Origin of the sequence: Penaeicola halotolerans (assembly GCF_016464625.1) — a bacterium.
Taxonomy (GTDB): Bacteria; Bacteroidota; Bacteroidia; order Cytophagales; family Cyclobacteriaceae; genus Penaeicola; species Penaeicola halotolerans.
On the sequence record NZ_JAEAGO010000001.1, the window covers coordinates 620,063 to 638,057 of the forward strand.

A 17,995-nucleotide genomic window follows, 5' to 3' on the forward strand; every position below is an offset into this window, starting at 1 on the left:
TGTTGATTTCTTTTTTATTGAATGCCTGAGATGAACTCGATCTGAATGATGGTTTGGTTGTATTGGTTGAGGATGTCCAGGTAGTTGAACCGGACGGTTAAAGCCCGGTTGAGTCCCTGTATGTATTCCACGTAACCAATTTCCCCGCTTTCAAAACCTCTTTGAGCTTGTTTGAGAATTAGCTCTGCCTGAGGCAGGGCGTTTTGCTCATAATAATCGAGACTGGTTTGAAATTTTTGGTACTGCTGAACGAGCGACCTGAATCTGCCTTGCAGTTCATTTGTTATTGCTTGCAGCCGTGCTTCACTTTCCTGTTTCCTGAGTTCAGCAGCTTTGATTACCGACCCTTGTGCTTTTGCTCCAAAAAGGGGAATGGCCACACCCACCTGAAAACCTGTAAAACGGTCGCTGGAAGTGAAAGTGATAGGATTGCCATCAATATCCTGGTTAGGGCCGTTCAACGATTGGTTAAAATAACCCACTGTCAGGTCTGGCAGTAGTCGAGATTTCTCCACTGATTTTTCCCTTTCGGCCACTTCCATTTGTTGGCGGAACCATGCCAAGGTAGGGTTGTTGGCAATACTTGTGGTATCAAGAAGGACAGTGCTTTCCCGTACTTCGAGCTTGCCCACCGTGATGTCCACCGGACTTTCTACATTGAGTAGGGTTTGTAACTGCGTCTGATAAATCTCGATATCCGACAAGCTTTGTTGCAGCATGGCCTTGATCTCAGCGACCTGCGATTCGGCTGTGGCCTTTTCAAGCAGGTTGCTTTCCCCTGTTTCGTAGCGAAGGTTGGCAGCCCTCACGAAGCGTTGGTAAATGCTGTCCTGCTCCAGCAACAATTGTCTTTTGCTTTTCTCCAGCCAGAGGAAATACCAGGTTGTTTTTACTTGCTGCACCAGTTCATTTTGGGTGGCGTTTTTTCGCCACTCGCTGGCTTCCATTCTCGCTTTGGCCAACTTGCTTTGGTTGGCATAAAAAGAGGGAAAAGCAAAACTTTGGCTAATGAACAGCCTACTGTCATTATTATATATGCTGTTGGTCTGCCCATATTCCATTCCTAAATCAGTTTTGGGCAAATTCCAACTTGCCCCTTTTAATGCTCGTTCCTGCTGTGTTTGCAGGTCTGCAGCTTTCAGGTTAGGGTTATTTTGAATTGCTACCTGAACTGCCTCTTCCAGCGATTGATAGTTGACCGGTGATTCCTGCGCCTTTACTTCCGTAAACTGGAAGAAAAACAGACCGATGATCAACAAAGGTGCTACGGCTCCCGGTTTTACTTTTATTCCTCTTTCAAAATAGTAGTAAAGGATGGGCAGCACCACAAGCGTTAAGAAGGTGGCTGTAATTAAGCCGCCAATGACCACTGTGGCTAAAGGGCGCTGAACTTCCGCACCCCCTGATTGGGAAAGCGCCATAGGCAAAAAGCCCAGAGAAGCTACGGAAGCTGTCATGATCACTGGTCGCAGACGTATGCTTGTGCCTTTGTAAATCCGCTCGAAAATATCTGTGACCCCTTCTTTTTTCAGGTGGTTGAACTCGCTGATCAGTACGATTCCATTCAGTACGGCCACCCCAAATAAGGCAATGAAGCCAACGCCTGCCGATATACTAAAAGGCATATCCCTTAGCCATAAGGCGAAGATGCCCCCGATGGCAGAAAGCGGGATGGCTGTAAAAATGAGTATGCCTTGCTTGATGGAACCAAAGGTGAAATAGAGCAAAACGAAAATCAGTAACAAGGCCAGAGGCACGGCAAAAGCAAGGCGTTCACGTGCTTCCACGAGGTTTTCAAACTGGCCACCATAGGTAACTGAATAACCTGGTGCGAATACGACTGATTCGTCAATTTTATTCCTGAGCTCATCCACCACGCTTTCCACGTCCCGGTTGCGCACATTAAAAGCTACAATGATTCTTCTCCGGGTGTCGTCCCGCTGGATCTGGTAGGGGCCTTCCTTGATCTCCACATCAGCTACCTGGTACAGCGGTATCTGATGGCCATCTTTTCGGGCAATGTATAAGTTTCGGACAGACTCCACATCCTCCCGATTGGTTTTGTCCAGTCTGACTACAAGGTCAAAACGTCTTTCGTTTTCATACACCAATCCTGCGGAAGCCCCGGCAAAGGCTGCCTGTACCGAGCGGTTTACATCCCGGATACTGAGCCCATATTTTGAGAGTTGGTCTCTCTTATAGTTGATAACGATTTGCGGAATACCCGTTACCTCCTCTATGTACAGGTCTACTGCGCCTTCTACAGACGAAGCAAGCTGACCAATCTGTTGGGCATATTCAGAAAGCTCGTTGAGGTCTTCTCCGTAAATTTTCACAGCCACATCCTGACGAACCCCGGTCATCAGCTCATTAAAGCGCATTTGGATAGGCTGTTGGAAGCCAAAGGTTACCCCAGGTATTACTTCCAGAGCTTCAGCCATTTTATTGGCCAGTTCTTCCCGATTGGAGGCCGTGACCCATTCGCTCTTATTCTTTAAAATGATCATCAAATCTGCCGCTTCTACGGGCATAGGATCAGTGGGTATTTCACCTGCTCCGATTTTTGAAACCACTTGTGTAACCTCAGGAAATTGTTCCAATAAGATTTTTTCTGCCTGAGTTGTAGCATTGATTGTGTTTTGCAATGAACTACCTGTCATTACCCGGGTCTCCACAGCAAAGTCGCCTTCTTCCAGAGTAGGTACAAATTCACCACCCATATTTGAAAATACCCAAAGCGATACCCCAAATAATCCCAATGCAATGCCTAACATCAATGGTCGTTTATGCATAGCCCAACGAATGGCCGGATCATACAAGCGGTGGAAGAAGCCCATGATCTTGTCTGAAATATTGGGCTTGTATTCCGTCTTTTTGCTCAGTACAAGTGCCGACATCATGGGCACATAAGTGAGTGAAAGAATAAATGCCCCAAGAATGGCAAAGCTCACCGTTTGTGCCATTGGGCCAAACATTTTTCCCTCTACACCCACGAGTGCCAGAATAGGCAGGTACACAATAAGGATGATGATCTCCCCAAAAGCGGCTGAATTCCTGATCTTACTGGCAGATTGATACACTTCCTCGTCCATTTCCTTCTGGGTAAGTTTCCTGCCCAGTTTTAACAAGCCCAGATGGTGCAAGGTGGCCTCCACAATGATTACCGCTCCATCTACGATTAGCCCAAAGTCAATAGCTCCCAGGCTCATGAGGTTACCCGAAACACCAAAGAGGTTCATCATGCCAAAGGCGAAGATGAGCGCAAGGGGAATTACCGATGCTACGATCAGGCCAGCCCGAAGATTTCCCAGCAACAGTAAGAGGACAAAGATGACGATCAGCGCGCCTTCTGCCAGGTTTTTGGAAACTGTGCCAATGGCGGTATCGACTAGTTTGGTGCGGTCCAGAAAGGGTTCGATGGTCACGCCTTCAGGTAATGTTTTGCGGATTTCGGCAATGCGGCTTTTTACATTTTCAATGACTTCCGCTGAATTTTCTCCCTTTAGCATCATCACGATGGCACTAACCACCTCGCCTTCACCATCTCGGGTAGTGGCACCATACCGTACAGCACTCCCCAATTGCACCTTGGCGACATCATTTATAAGGACAGGAATCCCATTCTCGTTGTTCTTGATCAGCATGTTGCGGATGTCGTCCAGGTCACCGACCAATCCCTCGCTTCGAATGAAATAGGCATTTAGGTTTTTCTCGATGTACGCCCCTCCTGTGTTTTCATTGTTCTCTTCCAGTGCTTGAAAAATATCGGCAATGGAAACGTTCATGGCCTTGAGCCTGTCGGGATCAATGGCAATCTCATATTGTTTGAGGTAGCCTCCAAAACTACTTACATCGGCTACTCCCGGAGTGCCGAGCAACTGTCTGCGCACAATCCAGTCCTGAATTGTCCGCAGTTCACGGGCGTCATATTGGTCTTCATAGCCGGGTTCGGTGCCGACTACATATTGATAGATTTCTCCAAGTCCGGTAGTGATGGGAGCCATGCCCGGCTGACCTACCCCCGGTGGGATTTGGGCTTGCACATCGCCAAGGCGTTCGTTTACCTGCTGCCGGGCCCAATACACGTCCACATCTTCTTTAAACACTATGGTCACTACTGACAGTCCAAAGCGGGAGAATGAACGGATCTCGTCCAACTCTGGGATGGTGGCCATCGTAATCTCGATGGGGAAAGTGATTAAACGTTCTACCTCCTCGGCAGCCAGTGAGGGAGAAGTAGTGATGACCTGCACCTGGTTATTGGTAATATCCGGCACGGCATCAATGGGAAGCCTCGTCAGTGAGTAGCCTCCCCAAATGATCAGGCCTAGCGTAAGCAGGCCAATGATCAGTTTGTTCTTGACTGAAAATTGAATGATTTTATCCAGCATTTATTTTGCATTTTATATCCTGATTTAATGAATTGATTGGGGCGAAAATGCCCGTCAGAGGGATGCCGGACTGCAATAGAAAAAACAATACCTTACTTCATTGCGCAGTGCGATGAAATAAAGACTGATTTTAAAGTGTCCGGTAAATCAGGCCTTGGGGGGCTGGAAAGGGGATTCTGAGTACTCAGAACAAAGAGAAAAATTGTATAGACTACCCTTTGTTTGGGTAGAAAAGTGTAAAGTGGCTATTTCTGGTTGACCCAGTAAAGGGGTCATGAAAATGTGGACGTGACAGCACTGGTGCTGACCATGAAAGGGCAGGTTTTCGTCATGCTCATCGTCATGGTGGTGGTCTTCCGCATCCTGTCCATCACCATAATGAAGGTCTAAAAATGAAATAAATGATAGCCCGTCATGCTCAGCGAATTCTTCGTAGTGCTCAAATAAATTAGGCAGTTTAGGTAACTCGCAGCATAAATCCATACCAGGCGCCAGTCCCTGTATAAGGAACAGAAAACTGAACGATATGGATAAGATAGAATTCATTTGCCCGCAAAGGTACAAAAAATTAATGTGCAAGGGTATTGCAAATTTAATTTTTTAATTTGATTCCTCAAGTGAGGTGTTTATGTACTGGTCGTGTGCCTCACGATGGATAAGACCTGATTTCACAAAGTTGGCAATGTAGCCTTCGGCTGTCTTTGCAGGAATGCTCATTACTTTTGCTACTTCGAGGTACTTCTGACGGTTGAAGGTACGTGGCAAGGCATACAGAAACTTCTCCTTCTTATTCATGCGAGTTGGCTTAGGCTCTTCTTGTGGAAGTTCTCCAAACACTTTGCTTGAATGCTTAACCAGTACTTTGACCATTGAAAGCGAAGCTTGAAAATCCCTTTCCTCACAAATCAGTTTATGGGAAGTGTCGCCTGTTTGACAGCTATTGGATAATATTTCTCCAGTGGTGCTGTCGAATGCGCCAATATTTTTATCGTGTATAATGTGGCGCATTTCCATGATCCGCAAAGCGGAAAATATCATGCAGATGCGGTAGGCAATCAAACCTAACCTTCTGATAGTAGCCATGTAGTCCAACCCTTGAAGGTTCATGTATTTCTCCTGTATTTGTCCGAAGAACTGGTTGAATTGTTCCTGCTGGTCTGCCGTAAGGTAGAACTGACGGGATTCATCCTCCATGATTACTTTATAGAGTTCATAGAACTTATTGCCCAGGGCTTCAAAGTAATCGTCTAATCCGTTATCGGTCTGGCTTGCAAAAACATTTTTCCATACCGGGCGAACGTTCATGAAATAGAAGATGAAACGGCTGAATAAGCCGTTTTCAGCGTTGGGTATTAAAGCCGAAACTTGTTTTGGCGTTCCTGAAAGGACAGTAGAAAGACAAGGGCTTTCTATGTCCACAAACTCACGGTCGGTTCTGCGATAGTAGGAAATGGTTTCATGGTGAAAGGCTTTTCTAAAGCCATCACTGTAGTTTCCGTAATCGCTCTTGAAGGCATGGGCTAAGGTATCACCTTCGGTCTCGAATATCAGACCTCTGCCATCACTATCACCCAAAAGCTGATAAGCTCCCGTTGAACTATTGTTGGCCGGAATGAACAGCATTTTTTCAGGTGGTTTGGCTGGCTTCTCGATACCGTCTTCCTTTCCCTTCTTGGAGTTGTATTCTGCCATTTCCAATTCATAGTGCTGTTTATGGAGTTTGGCTTGTTCCCTCAATTCTTTGTGAATGGGGTTGACTAACTGACGACAATGCACCAAGCGGCCTTTACCTGCGGATGCCTGGGCTGTAATGAATAGGAATAGATTGGGGTATACTCGTTTGCCATCATAGATGCCCGATACTTTGGGCAAACATGCGCTGATAGCACCGAGGGAACCGAGGAGAAGAATATCTCTTTCCTCATTGGAAGTGGCAACCGCCACAACCTTTTGCAGAAATTCAGGAAGTTCAGGAAACAAGGAATCTGGAAAGGTTGGCATTTGATAGCTATCCTCTGTTTGCTTTTCAGCGGTGCTATCGAATGCGCCATTTTCTTTATTTAAATTATGGTCGCGCATTTCTTCCGGTTCCTGATTTTCGAGCTGGTGGTATTCAGATTGACTACCATTCAGCTTTTCACTTTTGAAGGTTCGCTGATCCTGTTTTTCTGTCCGTGGAGGTGCGATGTCAATTCCTGCATCCTTGGCGAGGTAGAAAAAGGTCTTTAGTGAAACGCCATGACCCTTTGATTTCAAGCAATTGTCAAATTGCTTGTCGCACTCCGGGGCGGAATAGCCTGGATAAAACTGGCTCACCCTATGAAATAGGGTACGTCCATTTTCTCCAAACTCATCTGAGAAAGCAAATCCGATATTTACCCAATCGCTATAAGTGGACGTAACATCTGTTCGGTTGGCTTCAATGCTTTGGATGATGCGCTCTACTTCGTCTGATTGGGAATCTGTATTGAAAGTTGGTTGCTCTGTAACTTTCGGTTGCGGGGTTGGCTGATTAAGCCAATCCTGCGGATTGAATGTTTTTCTCATGTCACTTTTATTTTTTATGGCATTCGAGAACCCAAATCACTTTTATTGAATTGCTTCGCATTAAGGGTGTGATTTAGGTTTCTTTCCATGTCCTACAAGTATTTAGGATTGATGAATATTTCTGAATCATGCGGAAGAAAACAGGCTCTTGAAATGTCCTTCCCTGATTGGTCTATTTCGAGTTGGTAGGTGTGGGAAACGTAGTTTGCTACTGCCTTGAAATAGTCCTGGTGTTTTGCCTGCGTCAAGTCAATTGGGATTACCCATTTTAAGCCATCACCTGAAGGAGATACAAACAGTAGCTCCGTTTCAAAGTAATGGTCGTTGAGTAGTGCCGTCTTGAGTGTAGGAATGTCCTGAATGTGGTCAAAATCGATTGTGAGCAAGCTTGAATGTTTTTGAAGGTTTCCATCATTTCTCTTTGAGAAAGTGCCTGAAAAGGTCACATAATCGAAATTTTGAGCCTTGTACCTTCTGGCTTCCTTCTGATCGGGAATGTTGCGGAGTGTACTCGTACACGAAGCAAATTCATTGCCTTTGATAAGGTGGTACACCTCAACCAAAGAGGCTTGCCGACTTGGTGTTACGTTGGTGACAGGCTTATTGAAATAGCTGAAAACTGGCGCAGCCGGTTTGACTATTTCAGGAAGAGCAACCGCAGGTTGCGATTCGGTCTGAGCGTAAAAACCCTGTTGCTTTCCGATACGCAAATGCAGTTCTTCATTCAGCTTATCGAGAAGGGCTTGCCCTTCGAGGCTGAAATGCAGAGCTGCAAAATCAAAGACATTGCCTTGTGCAATGGCTTCTTCTGAATCGGTGTGCGTAGCACAACCCTCAACAACCTTTACCAACAATGTAGGCTTGTCCGCATTGAATGGGTTTTTCGCAGGTTTGCAGTCCCTTCCCGAAAGGGAAAGGACTGTTTGAGCACCTTTTGATTTATCTTTATTCGGTGTGCTCGAATCTTCTGAGTCGATTTCACCCGGATAGTACTGTCGTAGCACATAGGAGTAGATATTCAAGCCGTAGTGCGTTTTGTCGAGAATGGCTTTTCTACTTACCTCCATAGTGCTTTGATTTTGAAGGTGAGTAATTGGATTCCAGCAAGGCTTCTATATCAGAAACCTTGTAGTAGAATTTGCCATTGATTCGGCTGTAGGGAAGAACCCCGCTATCCCGAAGGGATTGGAGGGTTCTTTTGCTGATGTGAAGCGTTTGCATCACTACCTGTCCATCAATCCATTCTTCGCTGAATTGCTCCAAGCGTGATTTATGGAAGTTGAGGAGGTAGGCTTTGACTGTTTTTATGTCTTGAGTTAGCGTCAAGATCATATCCATTATCTCGTTCATAGCTTCACCCTCCCTTTCTTGATTAGGTAATCCGCAGCTCTTTGGTCTATTTCTTCCTGAGTGGAATTGCGGTTGCGTAGTAACCAGCTTTCCAACTCGCTTCTTTTGAAATAGAGCTTCTTTCCATTGGGCTTGTAGTGCGGAATGCTCCCTGCACTTGTCAACTTGTACAAGTGAGATTGGGAAAGCTCCAGATACTGGCAAGCTTCATTGAAGTTTAAAACTTCCTTTGTGTAAATCCCCTGGCTCTCAATTAGGCGTTGGAGATTTTCAAGACGTTCAATTATTTCGTCCATGACTTAATCAATTATGAATTAGGAAATGGACATCTGGCCAAATGTCATATTCGATTGTCGAATACAGGGCTAAATTAGAATGGCTAACAGGGCGTTATGAGTGCAGAAAGGAAGGTGCAGTGCAGAGTGCAGAGTGCAGAGTGGGGCATGAAAAATAAAAGCCCCCTTTTTGAGCAAAAGAGGGCTAAACAAAAACAGAAAAAAGATAGAAGGTGTAAAGTGCAGAGTACCTTATTTCAGGTTGGAAACAGACTTTTCAATTTTGTGGGCTGTTAGTTTCGGCTTCTTCTGCGACCTAAATTTTGTTCTTTCAAACGGTTTTCCAGTTTCATCAACAAAGCATAGGCAAGTAACTTCCCATTGCTTCTGCTTCAAGTTTTCAACCAATTGGAGGTCGTTATGTATGAGTTTGATGAAGTAGAACAATTCGCTGATTGTGCCTGTCCAGACTATAGGATTTTTGATTTCAGCATTAGAAAATACTCGCTTTAAATTTGGAACGGTTGTGTCTTGGCTTATCAGGTTGTTGAACTTTAAGCTGCTGCACAAATCGGAAATCTTCTCTTGAGCGGTATTGAGTTGCTTGTAGGTAAATGAATTGAATGGAATGTCCTTTGGTTTGGGTTCCGGCTTTTTAACTTGTTTCTCCGTTGCTTCAACCTCAATGATTTGAATCTCGGTCAATAATGGTTTCTGCGGTATTGGTTCATGTAGTAGCTGAGTGTAAAAATCCTCTATCACCAAATTGTCATCAATCCAAGTGCTGAAAGCATCTTGGATTTCAAGATAAAGCTGCATGTATGCAAGCTTTAGCAATTGGATGATATAGGTGTTGGCTTTGTGTGCCTGGTCAAACTCAATGGAAGCTTTCTTGGGATCTATGTATGTCAAATCAAAGTCCTTCTCTTTAATCAGCTTTCCAATGTCTTTTAAGCGGGTCTTTAAACGCTTGTTGAGGGTGTCGTCCAGCCAATAGCGGATTAGGTTTTCAGTATCATCTTCACTGATGAGGTTGTAGAGCCTTTCAACGTCCGTTTTGAGGGTGTTTAGAATCAGCTTTGAGTAGTACTTGGTTTTGTTGTCAAATGGCCTTTCAAATTTGATTTCATACCGGAATTGATAATCAGTGGAGGCTTCTTTCAGGGCACGGAACTTTGGAGCAAACTTTTCGTCCACGCTGTTTTTCTCTGACCAAGGGCGAAGCCCCTGGTAGAGAATGTCGTCAAGTATTTTTGTTTGATTGCTCATAGGTCAAGTTTGATTTTACTGGCGGCCTCTTTTTTCTTGTCGTCTATGATTTTCGCATAGACTTGGGTTGTTTTCAGCTCCCTATGGCCTAAGAGCTTTGAAACCGTGTAAATGTCGGTTCCCATTGTAAGCTGCAATGTGGCGTAGGTATGACGGGCGCAATGGAAAGTGATTGTTTTGGAGATTCCGGCTTTCATCATCCATTGTTGCAATTTCAGGTTGTGCCATGCAGAATACTTCAAACCTTTGAAAACTCTTTCTTCTCTTTCCTCACGTTCTCCAAGCAAGCCGAAGGCTTGTTCTGAAATGGGTAGGGTTTCCGCTCCTTTGGTTTTCTTCTGTCTGAATCGGATGTAGTAGCCCATTTCATTTGAGTGCTGCACCTCCGACCAAAGGAGCTTATTTATATCTGACCAGCGAAGCCCTGTAAGGCATGAAAAAATGAATGCCGTTTTCAGGATGGGAATTTCACATTCTGCCTTTACTGCCGCTTGCAGCTCTTCCAGTGTCAAAAACTCTCTTTCCGGTTCTCCTTGCTTGAAAGCTTCTACACCTTCAGAAGGATTTGTTGGAATGATGCCATCTTTCACGGCCTGTTTTAGTGCTGCCCTAAGCTTGTTGAAATAGGAGTATTTGGAGTTTTGGGATAGCTTCTGATTTCCATGGGCTATGGCCTTCTTATCAAGGTACTGTTTGAAGTCCTGGACAAATTGCCTGTCCACTTCCGTGAAAGATAAATCATAGGTGCAAAAGGCTTTCAGGTGCTTAATCATGCTGGTCCAATTGCCATGATTGCCGGGGCTGTCATCCCTTTGCTGTGCAAGCAATTCAATGTAGGAAAGGAAGCTGCCTTTTTGTTTCTCCTGATCCCTAAAGCCATAAACACCGTTTTGGATTTCGATTTGCCTTTGCGCCCGAATGGTTTCGGCTAATTGCATGGTCTTTTTATTGACCTCTTTTTCCTCCTTTGTCTTTGCATTGGGGTTGAGGTACAATTTCAGGTATTCGGTTTTCCGCTTGCCCTTATGGTAGTAGTCGAGGTACAAGCTGGTTTGACCGCCCTGGTTGCGTTGTCTAAGTGTTACCTTCATATCTGAAACAGTTTATCGATTTCGGTTCTCTTGATGATTGTGCGACTGCCTATTTTGGTTGCCTGGATCTTTCCGTTCTTGATTTGTCTGTATAAGGTCATTCTACTTGCGCCAAGGAGTTTGCAAGTTTCAGCGATGCTGAGAAAATCTTTGTCCTTCAATTGTTCCTGATTGTATTCAATTCTCTGTACCACGATAGGGGCAACCTCCTCAACCTTTTCTTCTCGCTTACGCTTCTTGTAGTTTCGGGAGGCGCACTTGTGGCTGCAAAATTTGGTTACGGTTGTCTTTGCGATGAAAGACTTTCCGCAGTCCTGACAAATTTTTGGAACTTCTATACTGCTGCTCATGGTGTTTCCTTATTTGGCTTAAAAATGTATCAGAGCATATCCCTTTGTATCGGGTTGTATCTCTATGTAACATCATTTCGCCTGTTGCTCTGAATCTTGTTGCTACCAACAAACTTGTTGTTGTTAGTAACAGATTAGAAACAAATATAAGCAAAAAATAGGAAAATTAGCAACAAGTAAAGGAAGTAAAAACCGCCTAAAAGCAAGAAAAAGAATGGTTTAGAGTAGTAAAGGAAATTTAATTACTTCCCGATACAAAACTTGCTAAAAATATTTGCTAGCAGGTCATCTGTCGTGATTTCTCCAGTGATTTCACCTAAGTGATGTAGAGATTGGCGTATATCCATTGCTAGGAAGTCATTGGTTACTTCCATATCTAAACCATTGATGACATCATTTAAGGCATTTTTGGTACTGATCAAACTTTGGTAGTGTCGGATATTGGTCACTACTGTACTACCTGTTTTGAATTTATCTAAGTTGACCAGTTCCATGATGCGCTCTTTCAGATCATCTAGGTTTTCTTTTTTCCCAGCAGAGATAAAAAGCATGTCTTTATGTTGAGATTTGAGTGTATCGATAAGTGAGGCTTCTGCCTTATCGATTTTATTGGCCACTTTGACAAAAGGTATTCCTAAGTTTTCTAGTTTGTTGATGTCTTGATTGATCTCTTGGATACTTGTGTCTGTCAAGTCAAACAGATATAGGATGAGCGATGCTTGCTTCATCTTCTCTCTAGTACGTGACACACCGATGGCTTCTACCACATCTGTAGTGTCTCTCAGTCCAGCTGTATCTATGAATCTAAAGATGACGCCATTGATATTGATTTCATCTTCGATAAAGTCTCTTGTTGTACCAGCTATTTCTGACACGATGGCTTTTTCCTCATTGAGCAGTGCATTGAGTAGGGTGGACTTTCCTGCATTGGGCTTACCAGCTATGACCGTAGGCACACCGTTTTTAATTACATTGCCTAGATCAAAACTCACGATCAGCTTTTCGATGACTTGGAGTAGTTTGTCGATTAGCTTTCTCAAGTCATCTCGACTGGCAAACTCCACATCTTCTTCTACAAAGTCCAGTTCTAATTCAATCATTGAGGCGAAGTGAATCAATTCTTCTCTAAGTTGATGAATCTCTTGTGAAAATCCCCCACGCATCTGATTCATAGCTGCGCTGTGAGCCGCTTCACTATCAGCACTAATGAGATCTGCTACTGCTTCCGCTTGGGCAAGATCAAATTGACCATTGAGAAAGGCTCTTTTGGTAAATTCTCCTGGTTTTGCAAGTCTCGCTCCATGCTTGAGTAGTACATTGATGACTTGCTTGATGATAAAATTAGATCCATGCGTAGAGATCTCTACTACGTTTTCCTTAGTAAATGACTTAGGTGCTTTGAAGAGGGATATGAGTACTTCGTCTATGATCTTACCCTCATCTCTTATCGTCCCAAAGTGAATCGTATGAGACTCTTGCGCTTCTAAGTTTTTTCCTTTGAATACTTTATTGGCTATAGTGATGGCATCCGCACCAGAAAGTCTGATAACTGCGATGGCACCTATGCCTTGCGGTGTAGCTAGGGCGACTATGGTATCTTGAAGGTGCTGATAGGCTAAACTCACTCTGTCGTTTGATTTTCGTGTACTTGTTTTAATAATAAGAGGAAAGTGTTCTTGTCCCTATATCCAGGTGCATGAAAGATGTTTTCCAAGGCGGCATCTATAAATACAATAGTAGGATAGGAGCTGACCATCATGGTTTGCGCCATTTTCTGCTCTGTATAAGTCTCTCCTTTGAAGATAAAGGGTCTTTTGCTTTCTGCATTGAGCTTGACAGCATAGAATCTGCCATTAACAAAGTCACCTACTTCAGTGTCACTAAAGGTCTCTTTGTCCATTTTTTTGCACCATGAGCACCAGTCCGCATAGACATCTACGATGACCCCTCGCTGTTCTACTTTTTGTAGGCTATCCAAATCTTCAAAGTTGACCCACTTGATCTGAGCTTGTGATACCAGAGGAGGTAGCATGCCCAAAAGAAGTATGGTAATTAGCTTTTTCATGTAAGACTTTTCTTGCTGTAAGATTTTGCGAAGATACGCTTTGTCCATTGAACGAAAAAAACAAAGGAAAAGATCACTCCAGCTACTGTGGCCATAGCTCCAGCAATAGAACCCTCTATTTGCCAAGCGAGTGCATAACCCAAAATCGCAGTTAGTAAGCCAAATAATAAACTTAGGAGAAGCATATTTTTAAGTGACTTACTTAATAAATAAGCCGTAGCTGGAGGTGCTACAAGTAGGGCTACTACCAAAATAGCACCTACTGCCTCGAAAGAACTCACTGTCGTGTAGGACACCATTCCCATCAGCAGATAGTTCCAAGTAGTGGCACTGATACCAACGATCCCAGCGAACTGTGGATCAAAAGTCGTCAGTTTTAATTCTTTGAAACCCAAAATGATAAAGATGATGACTAAAAGTAAATTGATGGCTGCAATGTAAAGTACGCGAGGGCCCATATTGATCCCCGAATCTGTAATCCAAAGATCTATAGGGACATAAGCGATTTCTCCATATAGTACGCAATCTTGGTCCAGATCAACTTGCCCTGCAAAAACAGAAATTAAGATCACCCCCAAAGCAAATAACCATGTAAAAGTCACACCAATAGAGGCATCTGCTTGAAGTCTTCCTTTCTTGTGCAAAAACTCAATCAAAAGCGTAGTCAATACACCCAATAGTCCCGCACCTAAAACCATAGAGATAGAATCTCGGCTTCCAGAAAATAGAAAAGCCAAGACAATGCCAGGGAGTACCGCATGAGATATGGCGTCTCCAACCATAGCCATTTTGCGGAGGACTAGGAATACTCCCAGTAAGCCACAAGAAGCCGCAACCAAACTAGCGGTGATGATGATCAATAGGTCATTCATTATCTAGGTATTTTAGCGTCATGAGGATCTTTGTCAGGATAGTTGAGCTTCTCTTCCAGTCTGGCTTCTAACTCTGGAGTCAAGATATGCTCTATCTTGTCCGCAGTATCATGTACATGGTCAGGCGCGAGCTTGACGATCTCTGTCAGATAGAGTTCAAATAAGCGATGTAGCTTGACGATTCTTTGTCCTTTTTCACTTCCTGCTGCTGTGAGATATACTTGCTCATTTTTACATTGGACAAAGCCCTTATTTTTAGCCTTTTGCAGGGTGTGTTGAAGCTGTTTGTCTGTAAAGAATCGTTTTCGGATGATTTCTTCAAAACTAAACCACTTATCTGTTCTAGCTTCCTTTTCGGTGAGTTGATAGAGCGTTTTGAGCAAATTGTCTAAGGCAATAGCATGTCTATATTTCCTAATCTGCCACCACCTTGAAATGATGCCTTTTTGAGGTGAAAAGAAAAAGGAGAAAAAAGCTATTAGAGAGATCACCATGACGATCCAAGGACCAGTTGGCATACGAGGCAGGGTGTATGAGATGTATGCGCCTGAGAGTCCTGAAAATGCCGCAAAACAAGCTGCTAATACTAGCATAATAGGCAGTCGATCAGTCCAATACCTCGCGGCAGCTGCGGGAGTAATCAGTATGGCAGCCATAAGCACTACTCCAACAGCTTGTATGCCGGTGACTACGGCCATTACCGACAAGCTAGTTAGCAGTAATTCTAGCAAGTTCACTTTTAAGCCAATACTTCGTGCAAAATCAGGATCAAAAGCCAAAAGCTTGAGTTCTTTGTAAAATAGAAAGACGACAACCAATAGAATGACCGCAATCGTAGCAAAGTTGTAGAGGTCACTTCCAACCAATGCGGCAGCTTTGCCAAAGAGGAATTGATCTAGACCTGATTGAGAAGCATTGCCAGATTTTTGAATGTAAGTCAACAGTAAGATGCCAAAGCCAAAGAAAGTGGATAGGGTTAAAGCAATGGCTGTATCCTCTTTGATTTTGCTTTTACGCACGACTAAATCAATGAATATAGTAGAAATAAAGCCTGTGATGAATGCTCCTATCATAATCCATAGGGGATCTTTTTCTCCTTGAAGTAAAAAAGCCAAGCAAACTCCAGGAAGTACAGCATGCGCTATGGCATCTCCAAGCAACGACTTCTTTTTCAGAAAAGTAAAGGTGCCTACAATGGATGCGCTACTCATCAGCAAGATCGTTCCCAGTACTACGAAGCGTACATTGGCATCTCTTAGGCTTAAAAATTCCAATAGATCAGTCATAGACTAGCGGATATCTTTTGGTAGATTCGTTTTACGCATTTGCTCACCGATCTCTGAAAGCAAGGTGAGTTTTCCTCCATAGGTCTTTTCGAGTAGAGATTCTGTCAGGGCATCTTTGGTAGGACCAGAAGCGACTAAGTGCATATTGAGTAAGACTACCCAGTCAAAGTAGTGTTGAGCGGATTGAAGGTCGTGGTGAACGACTATGATGGTTTTTCCCGCTGTGGACATTTCTCTTAGAAGAGAGATCACTGCACGCTCTGTAGCCGCATCTACACCTGCAAATGGCTCGTCCATGAAGTAAAGATCTGCTTCCTGCGCCAATGCCCTTGCTAAGAAGGCACGCTGCTGCTGTCCTCCAGAGAGTTGAGAGATTTGACGATGGATGTAGTCAGACATCCCTACTTGTTCGATACACTGAAGTGCTACTTCCTTATCATGTTTACTAGGCCTTTTAAATAGTCCTAGCTTACCATATCTACCCATCATCACTACATCTAGTACTGTAGTAGGGAAGTCCCAGTCTACAGATTCCTTTTGCGGTACATAGCTGATGCGCTGACGAATAGTATCAAGAGGCTGCTCAAATAACTTCACATAACCACTGCTTAGGGGGAGTAAACCCATGATCGCCTTGATCAATGTAGATTTACCTGCACCGTTTGGTCCCATGATGCCTACCAGAGCTCCTTCAGGAATGGTCAAATCTACATTCCATAAGACAGGCTTGCTGTCATAGCTGACCGTTAGGTCATGCACTTCAAGTATTGGATTTTCGACTTGCTGGATCATTTGATGCTATTGATAAATGTTCGTACATTATAATTCACCACGCCTATGTAGGTTCCTTCGGGCGTTCCTTTAGCGCCTAGCGCATCTGAGTACAGACTGCCTCCGATGACTACCTGATGACCTTTTTCTCGACATCCAGTAAGTACCGCTTCTATAGCCTTTGGTGATACAGAGCTTTCTACGAAGATAGCTTTTACGTCATTAGATATGATGTAGTCTACTAGACTAGTGATGTCTTTAAGTCCAAATTCCGATAGGGTAGAGATACCTTGTAGTCCTTTGACTTCTAATTGGTAGGACTTTCCAAAGTATGAAAAGGCATCATGAGCAGTGACAAGGATGCGCTTTTCTTTTGGAACAGTATTGATATAGATCCTAATGGCACTGTCTAGAGAGTCAAGTTTGCTTATATAGATGGTGGTATTTGCTTCAATGTAATCTTTGAGCGCTGGCTCTTGAGAGATCAAAGATTTGGCCATACCATCTACTACTTGCTTCCAAAGCTTCACGTCAAACCATACATGTGGATCCTGTGCACTCTCATAATCAGTATTGTTAATCAAGCCTTCTGCAGGAATACTCGCAGCTACTGGAATCGTGGGTTTGATACGATCATATTTTTCCAATACTTCTGTCATTTTACCTTCTAGGTGTAGACCATTGTAATAGATGACATCTGCTGATGAAAGTTTTTCTAGGTCGCTTTGAGTAGCCTTATACAAGTGAGGATCTACACCAGGACCCATCAAGCTTTGAACTTCAGCAGAGTCTCCAACTATATTGATCAGTGCGTCAGCAATCAAACCAGTAGTTGCTACGATCTTGAGTTTTCCTGATCTTTCTTGCGGTTTTGTTTGACAGGAAAAAGTTAAAGCAACACTTATTATAAATAATATTAAATGATTGTATTTCATATATTTGTAATCAATATATTTTTAGACACATCTTTAGATACGAAGAGGTTCTTTTTATTATCCACTAAGATTTCTAATGAGCCATCAAACTCCACTTTATCAATCACTCGAATCTTAGCCCCGATATAAGCCCCTACTTTGTCTAAGTATTGTAGGAATGCAGCACTAGAGTCTTTCACAGCGATGATCTGTCCGCTATCACCAACTTGCAGCTCGTTGAGCGGAGTTTTAGGCTTGAGTTTGTAAGTGCCAGTCTCATCGGGAATAGGATCTCCATGTGGATCATATTTTGGGTAGCCCAAAAACTCATCTAATCGCTGAATGAGTAGGGGTGATTGTATATGCTCTAGTTCTTCTGCGACTTCGTGGACTTCATCCCAGTTGAAGTTCAGCTTGTTGACTAGAAAGACCTCCCAAAGTCGATGCTTTCTGACTATCTGAAGGGCAGCCTCGATACCTGAAGTGGTTATACGAACACCTTGATATTTTTTATGATTGATAACACCTTTGACAGCTAGTTTTTTGATCATATCGCTAACCGAAGCAGGCTTAGTTTTAAGTTCATCTGAGATGCTATTGGTAGATACTTCCTTTTTGCCTTCTTCAGATAGGTGATAGATAGCTTTCAGATAGTTTTCCTCAGCATAAGTAAGACTTTTCATGAGTGTTTAGCTTTGTCTAAAAATATTCCATAAAGATAACTAAAAATTATAGAGATGCGTTCGAACTATATTAAAATAAATTAGAGTACTCATGTACTTAAATTTATGCATATCTAAAAATGAATACAAGT

Annotated in this window: 15 protein-coding genes; all 15 read right to left on the reverse strand. The window is 43.4% G+C overall.

What is annotated here, in order from left to right:
* Positions 1–14 precede the first annotated feature (14 nt).
* Positions 15–4,391 (reverse strand): CusA/CzcA family heavy metal efflux RND transporter, encoded by a 4,377-nt coding sequence (locus I5349_RS02765; RefSeq protein ID WP_226389201.1) that lies wholly within the window; start codon positions 4,389–4,391, stop codon positions 15–17.
* 600 nt (positions 4,392–4,991) lie between these two features.
* Positions 4,992–6,938 carry a DUF3987 domain-containing protein gene (locus I5349_RS02770; protein ID WP_226389202.1) on the reverse strand — a complete coding sequence of 649 codons (1,947 nt, stop codon included), beginning with the start codon at positions 6,936–6,938 and terminating at the stop codon, positions 4,992–4,994.
* A gap of 92 nt (positions 6,939–7,030) precedes the next feature.
* Positions 7,031–8,005, reverse strand: a complete 975-nt coding sequence (locus I5349_RS02775) for a BT4734/BF3469 family protein (protein ID WP_226389203.1) — start codon at positions 8,003–8,005, stop codon at positions 7,031–7,033.
* On the reverse strand, positions 7,992–8,288 hold the full coding sequence (locus I5349_RS02780) for a helix-turn-helix domain-containing protein (protein ID WP_053224400.1): 297 nt from the start codon (positions 8,286–8,288) through the stop codon (positions 7,992–7,994). Before I5349_RS02780 ends, I5349_RS02775 begins: the two co-directional genes overlap by 14 nt.
* Positions 8,285–8,584 (reverse strand): helix-turn-helix domain-containing protein, encoded by a 300-nt coding sequence (locus I5349_RS02785; RefSeq protein ID WP_073093951.1) that lies wholly within the window; start codon positions 8,582–8,584, stop codon positions 8,285–8,287. The genes I5349_RS02780 and I5349_RS02785 overlap by 4 nt, the downstream gene beginning before the upstream one ends.
* A gap of 231 nt (positions 8,585–8,815) precedes the next feature.
* Positions 8,816–9,832: a DUF6617 family protein gene (locus I5349_RS02790; RefSeq protein ID WP_226389204.1), complete on the reverse strand. Its 1,017-nt coding sequence runs from the start codon at positions 9,830–9,832 to the stop codon at positions 8,816–8,818.
* Positions 9,829–10,923, reverse strand: coding sequence for a site-specific integrase (locus I5349_RS02795; protein ID WP_226389205.1), 1,095 nt, complete (start codon positions 10,921–10,923; stop codon positions 9,829–9,831). Before I5349_RS02795 ends, I5349_RS02790 begins: the two co-directional genes overlap by 4 nt.
* Positions 10,920–11,273, reverse strand: a complete 354-nt coding sequence (locus tag I5349_RS02800) for a helix-turn-helix domain-containing protein (RefSeq protein ID WP_226389206.1) — start codon at positions 11,271–11,273, stop codon at positions 10,920–10,922. The genes I5349_RS02795 and I5349_RS02800 overlap by 4 nt, the downstream gene beginning before the upstream one ends.
* Positions 11,274–11,515: 242 nt before the next feature.
* Positions 11,516–12,898 (reverse strand): tRNA uridine-5-carboxymethylaminomethyl(34) synthesis GTPase MnmE, encoded by a 1,383-nt coding sequence (mnmE, locus tag I5349_RS02805; protein WP_226389207.1) that lies wholly within the window; start codon positions 12,896–12,898, stop codon positions 11,516–11,518.
* The gene (locus I5349_RS02810; RefSeq protein ID WP_226389208.1) at positions 12,895–13,338 is read right to left on the reverse strand and encodes a thioredoxin family protein; all 444 of its coding nucleotides are present in this window, start codon (positions 13,336–13,338) and stop codon (positions 12,895–12,897) included. The genes mnmE and I5349_RS02810 overlap by 4 nt, the downstream gene beginning before the upstream one ends.
* Positions 13,335–14,210, reverse strand: a complete 876-nt coding sequence (locus tag I5349_RS02815) for a metal ABC transporter permease (RefSeq protein WP_226389209.1) — start codon at positions 14,208–14,210, stop codon at positions 13,335–13,337. Before I5349_RS02815 ends, I5349_RS02810 begins: the two co-directional genes overlap by 4 nt.
* Complete coding sequence (locus I5349_RS02820) at positions 14,210–15,496, reverse strand: metal ABC transporter permease (protein ID WP_226389210.1); 1,287 nt, start codon at positions 15,494–15,496, stop codon at positions 14,210–14,212. The genes I5349_RS02815 and I5349_RS02820 overlap by 1 nt, the downstream gene beginning before the upstream one ends.
* Before the next feature lie 3 nt (positions 15,497–15,499).
* Positions 15,500–16,288, reverse strand: a complete 789-nt coding sequence (locus I5349_RS02825; RefSeq protein WP_226389211.1) for a metal ABC transporter ATP-binding protein — start codon at positions 16,286–16,288, stop codon at positions 15,500–15,502.
* The gene (locus tag I5349_RS02830) at positions 16,285–17,202 is read right to left on the reverse strand and encodes a metal ABC transporter solute-binding protein, Zn/Mn family (protein WP_226389212.1); all 918 of its coding nucleotides are present in this window, start codon (positions 17,200–17,202) and stop codon (positions 16,285–16,287) included. The genes I5349_RS02825 and I5349_RS02830 overlap by 4 nt, the downstream gene beginning before the upstream one ends.
* Complete coding sequence (locus tag I5349_RS02835; protein ID WP_226389213.1) at positions 17,199–17,864, reverse strand: metal-dependent transcriptional regulator; 666 nt, start codon at positions 17,862–17,864, stop codon at positions 17,199–17,201. Before I5349_RS02835 ends, I5349_RS02830 begins: the two co-directional genes overlap by 4 nt.
* Positions 17,865–17,995: the final 131 nt, after the last annotated feature.

What these genes read in the sequence shown, in the direction of transcription:
- I5349_RS02765 (WP_226389201.1), bottom strand. Translation starts at nt 4,391, where the DNA reads ATGCTGGATAAAATCATTCAATTTTCAGTCAAGAACAAACTGATCATT.
- I5349_RS02770 (WP_226389202.1), bottom strand. Translation starts at nt 6,938, where the DNA reads ATGAGAAAAACATTCAATCCGCAGGATTGGCTTAATCAGCCAACCCCG.
- I5349_RS02775 (WP_226389203.1), bottom strand. Translation starts at nt 8,005, where the DNA reads ATGGAGGTAAGTAGAAAAGCCATTCTCGACAAAACGCACTACGGCTTG.
- I5349_RS02780 (WP_053224400.1), bottom strand. Translation starts at nt 8,288, where the DNA reads ATGAACGAGATAATGGATATGATCTTGACGCTAACTCAAGACATAAAA.
- I5349_RS02785 (WP_073093951.1), bottom strand. Translation starts at nt 8,584, where the DNA reads ATGGACGAAATAATTGAACGTCTTGAAAATCTCCAACGCCTAATTGAG.
- I5349_RS02790 (WP_226389204.1), bottom strand. Translation starts at nt 9,832, where the DNA reads ATGAGCAATCAAACAAAAATACTTGACGACATTCTCTACCAGGGGCTT.
- I5349_RS02795 (WP_226389205.1), bottom strand. Translation starts at nt 10,923, where the DNA reads ATGAAGGTAACACTTAGACAACGCAACCAGGGCGGTCAAACCAGCTTG.
- I5349_RS02800 (WP_226389206.1), bottom strand. Translation starts at nt 11,273, where the DNA reads ATGAGCAGCAGTATAGAAGTTCCAAAAATTTGTCAGGACTGCGGAAAG.
- I5349_RS02810 (WP_226389208.1), bottom strand. Translation starts at nt 13,338, where the DNA reads ATGAAAAAGCTAATTACCATACTTCTTTTGGGCATGCTACCTCCTCTG.
- I5349_RS02815 (WP_226389209.1), bottom strand. Translation starts at nt 14,210, where the DNA reads ATGAATGACCTATTGATCATCATCACCGCTAGTTTGGTTGCGGCTTCT.
- I5349_RS02820 (WP_226389210.1), bottom strand. Translation starts at nt 15,496, where the DNA reads ATGACTGATCTATTGGAATTTTTAAGCCTAAGAGATGCCAATGTACGC.
- I5349_RS02825 (WP_226389211.1), bottom strand. Translation starts at nt 16,288, where the DNA reads ATGATCCAGCAAGTCGAAAATCCAATACTTGAAGTGCATGACCTAACG.
- I5349_RS02830 (WP_226389212.1), bottom strand. Translation starts at nt 17,202, where the DNA reads ATGAAATACAATCATTTAATATTATTTATAATAAGTGTTGCTTTAACT.
- I5349_RS02835 (WP_226389213.1), bottom strand. Translation starts at nt 17,864, where the DNA reads ATGAAAAGTCTTACTTATGCTGAGGAAAACTATCTGAAAGCTATCTAT.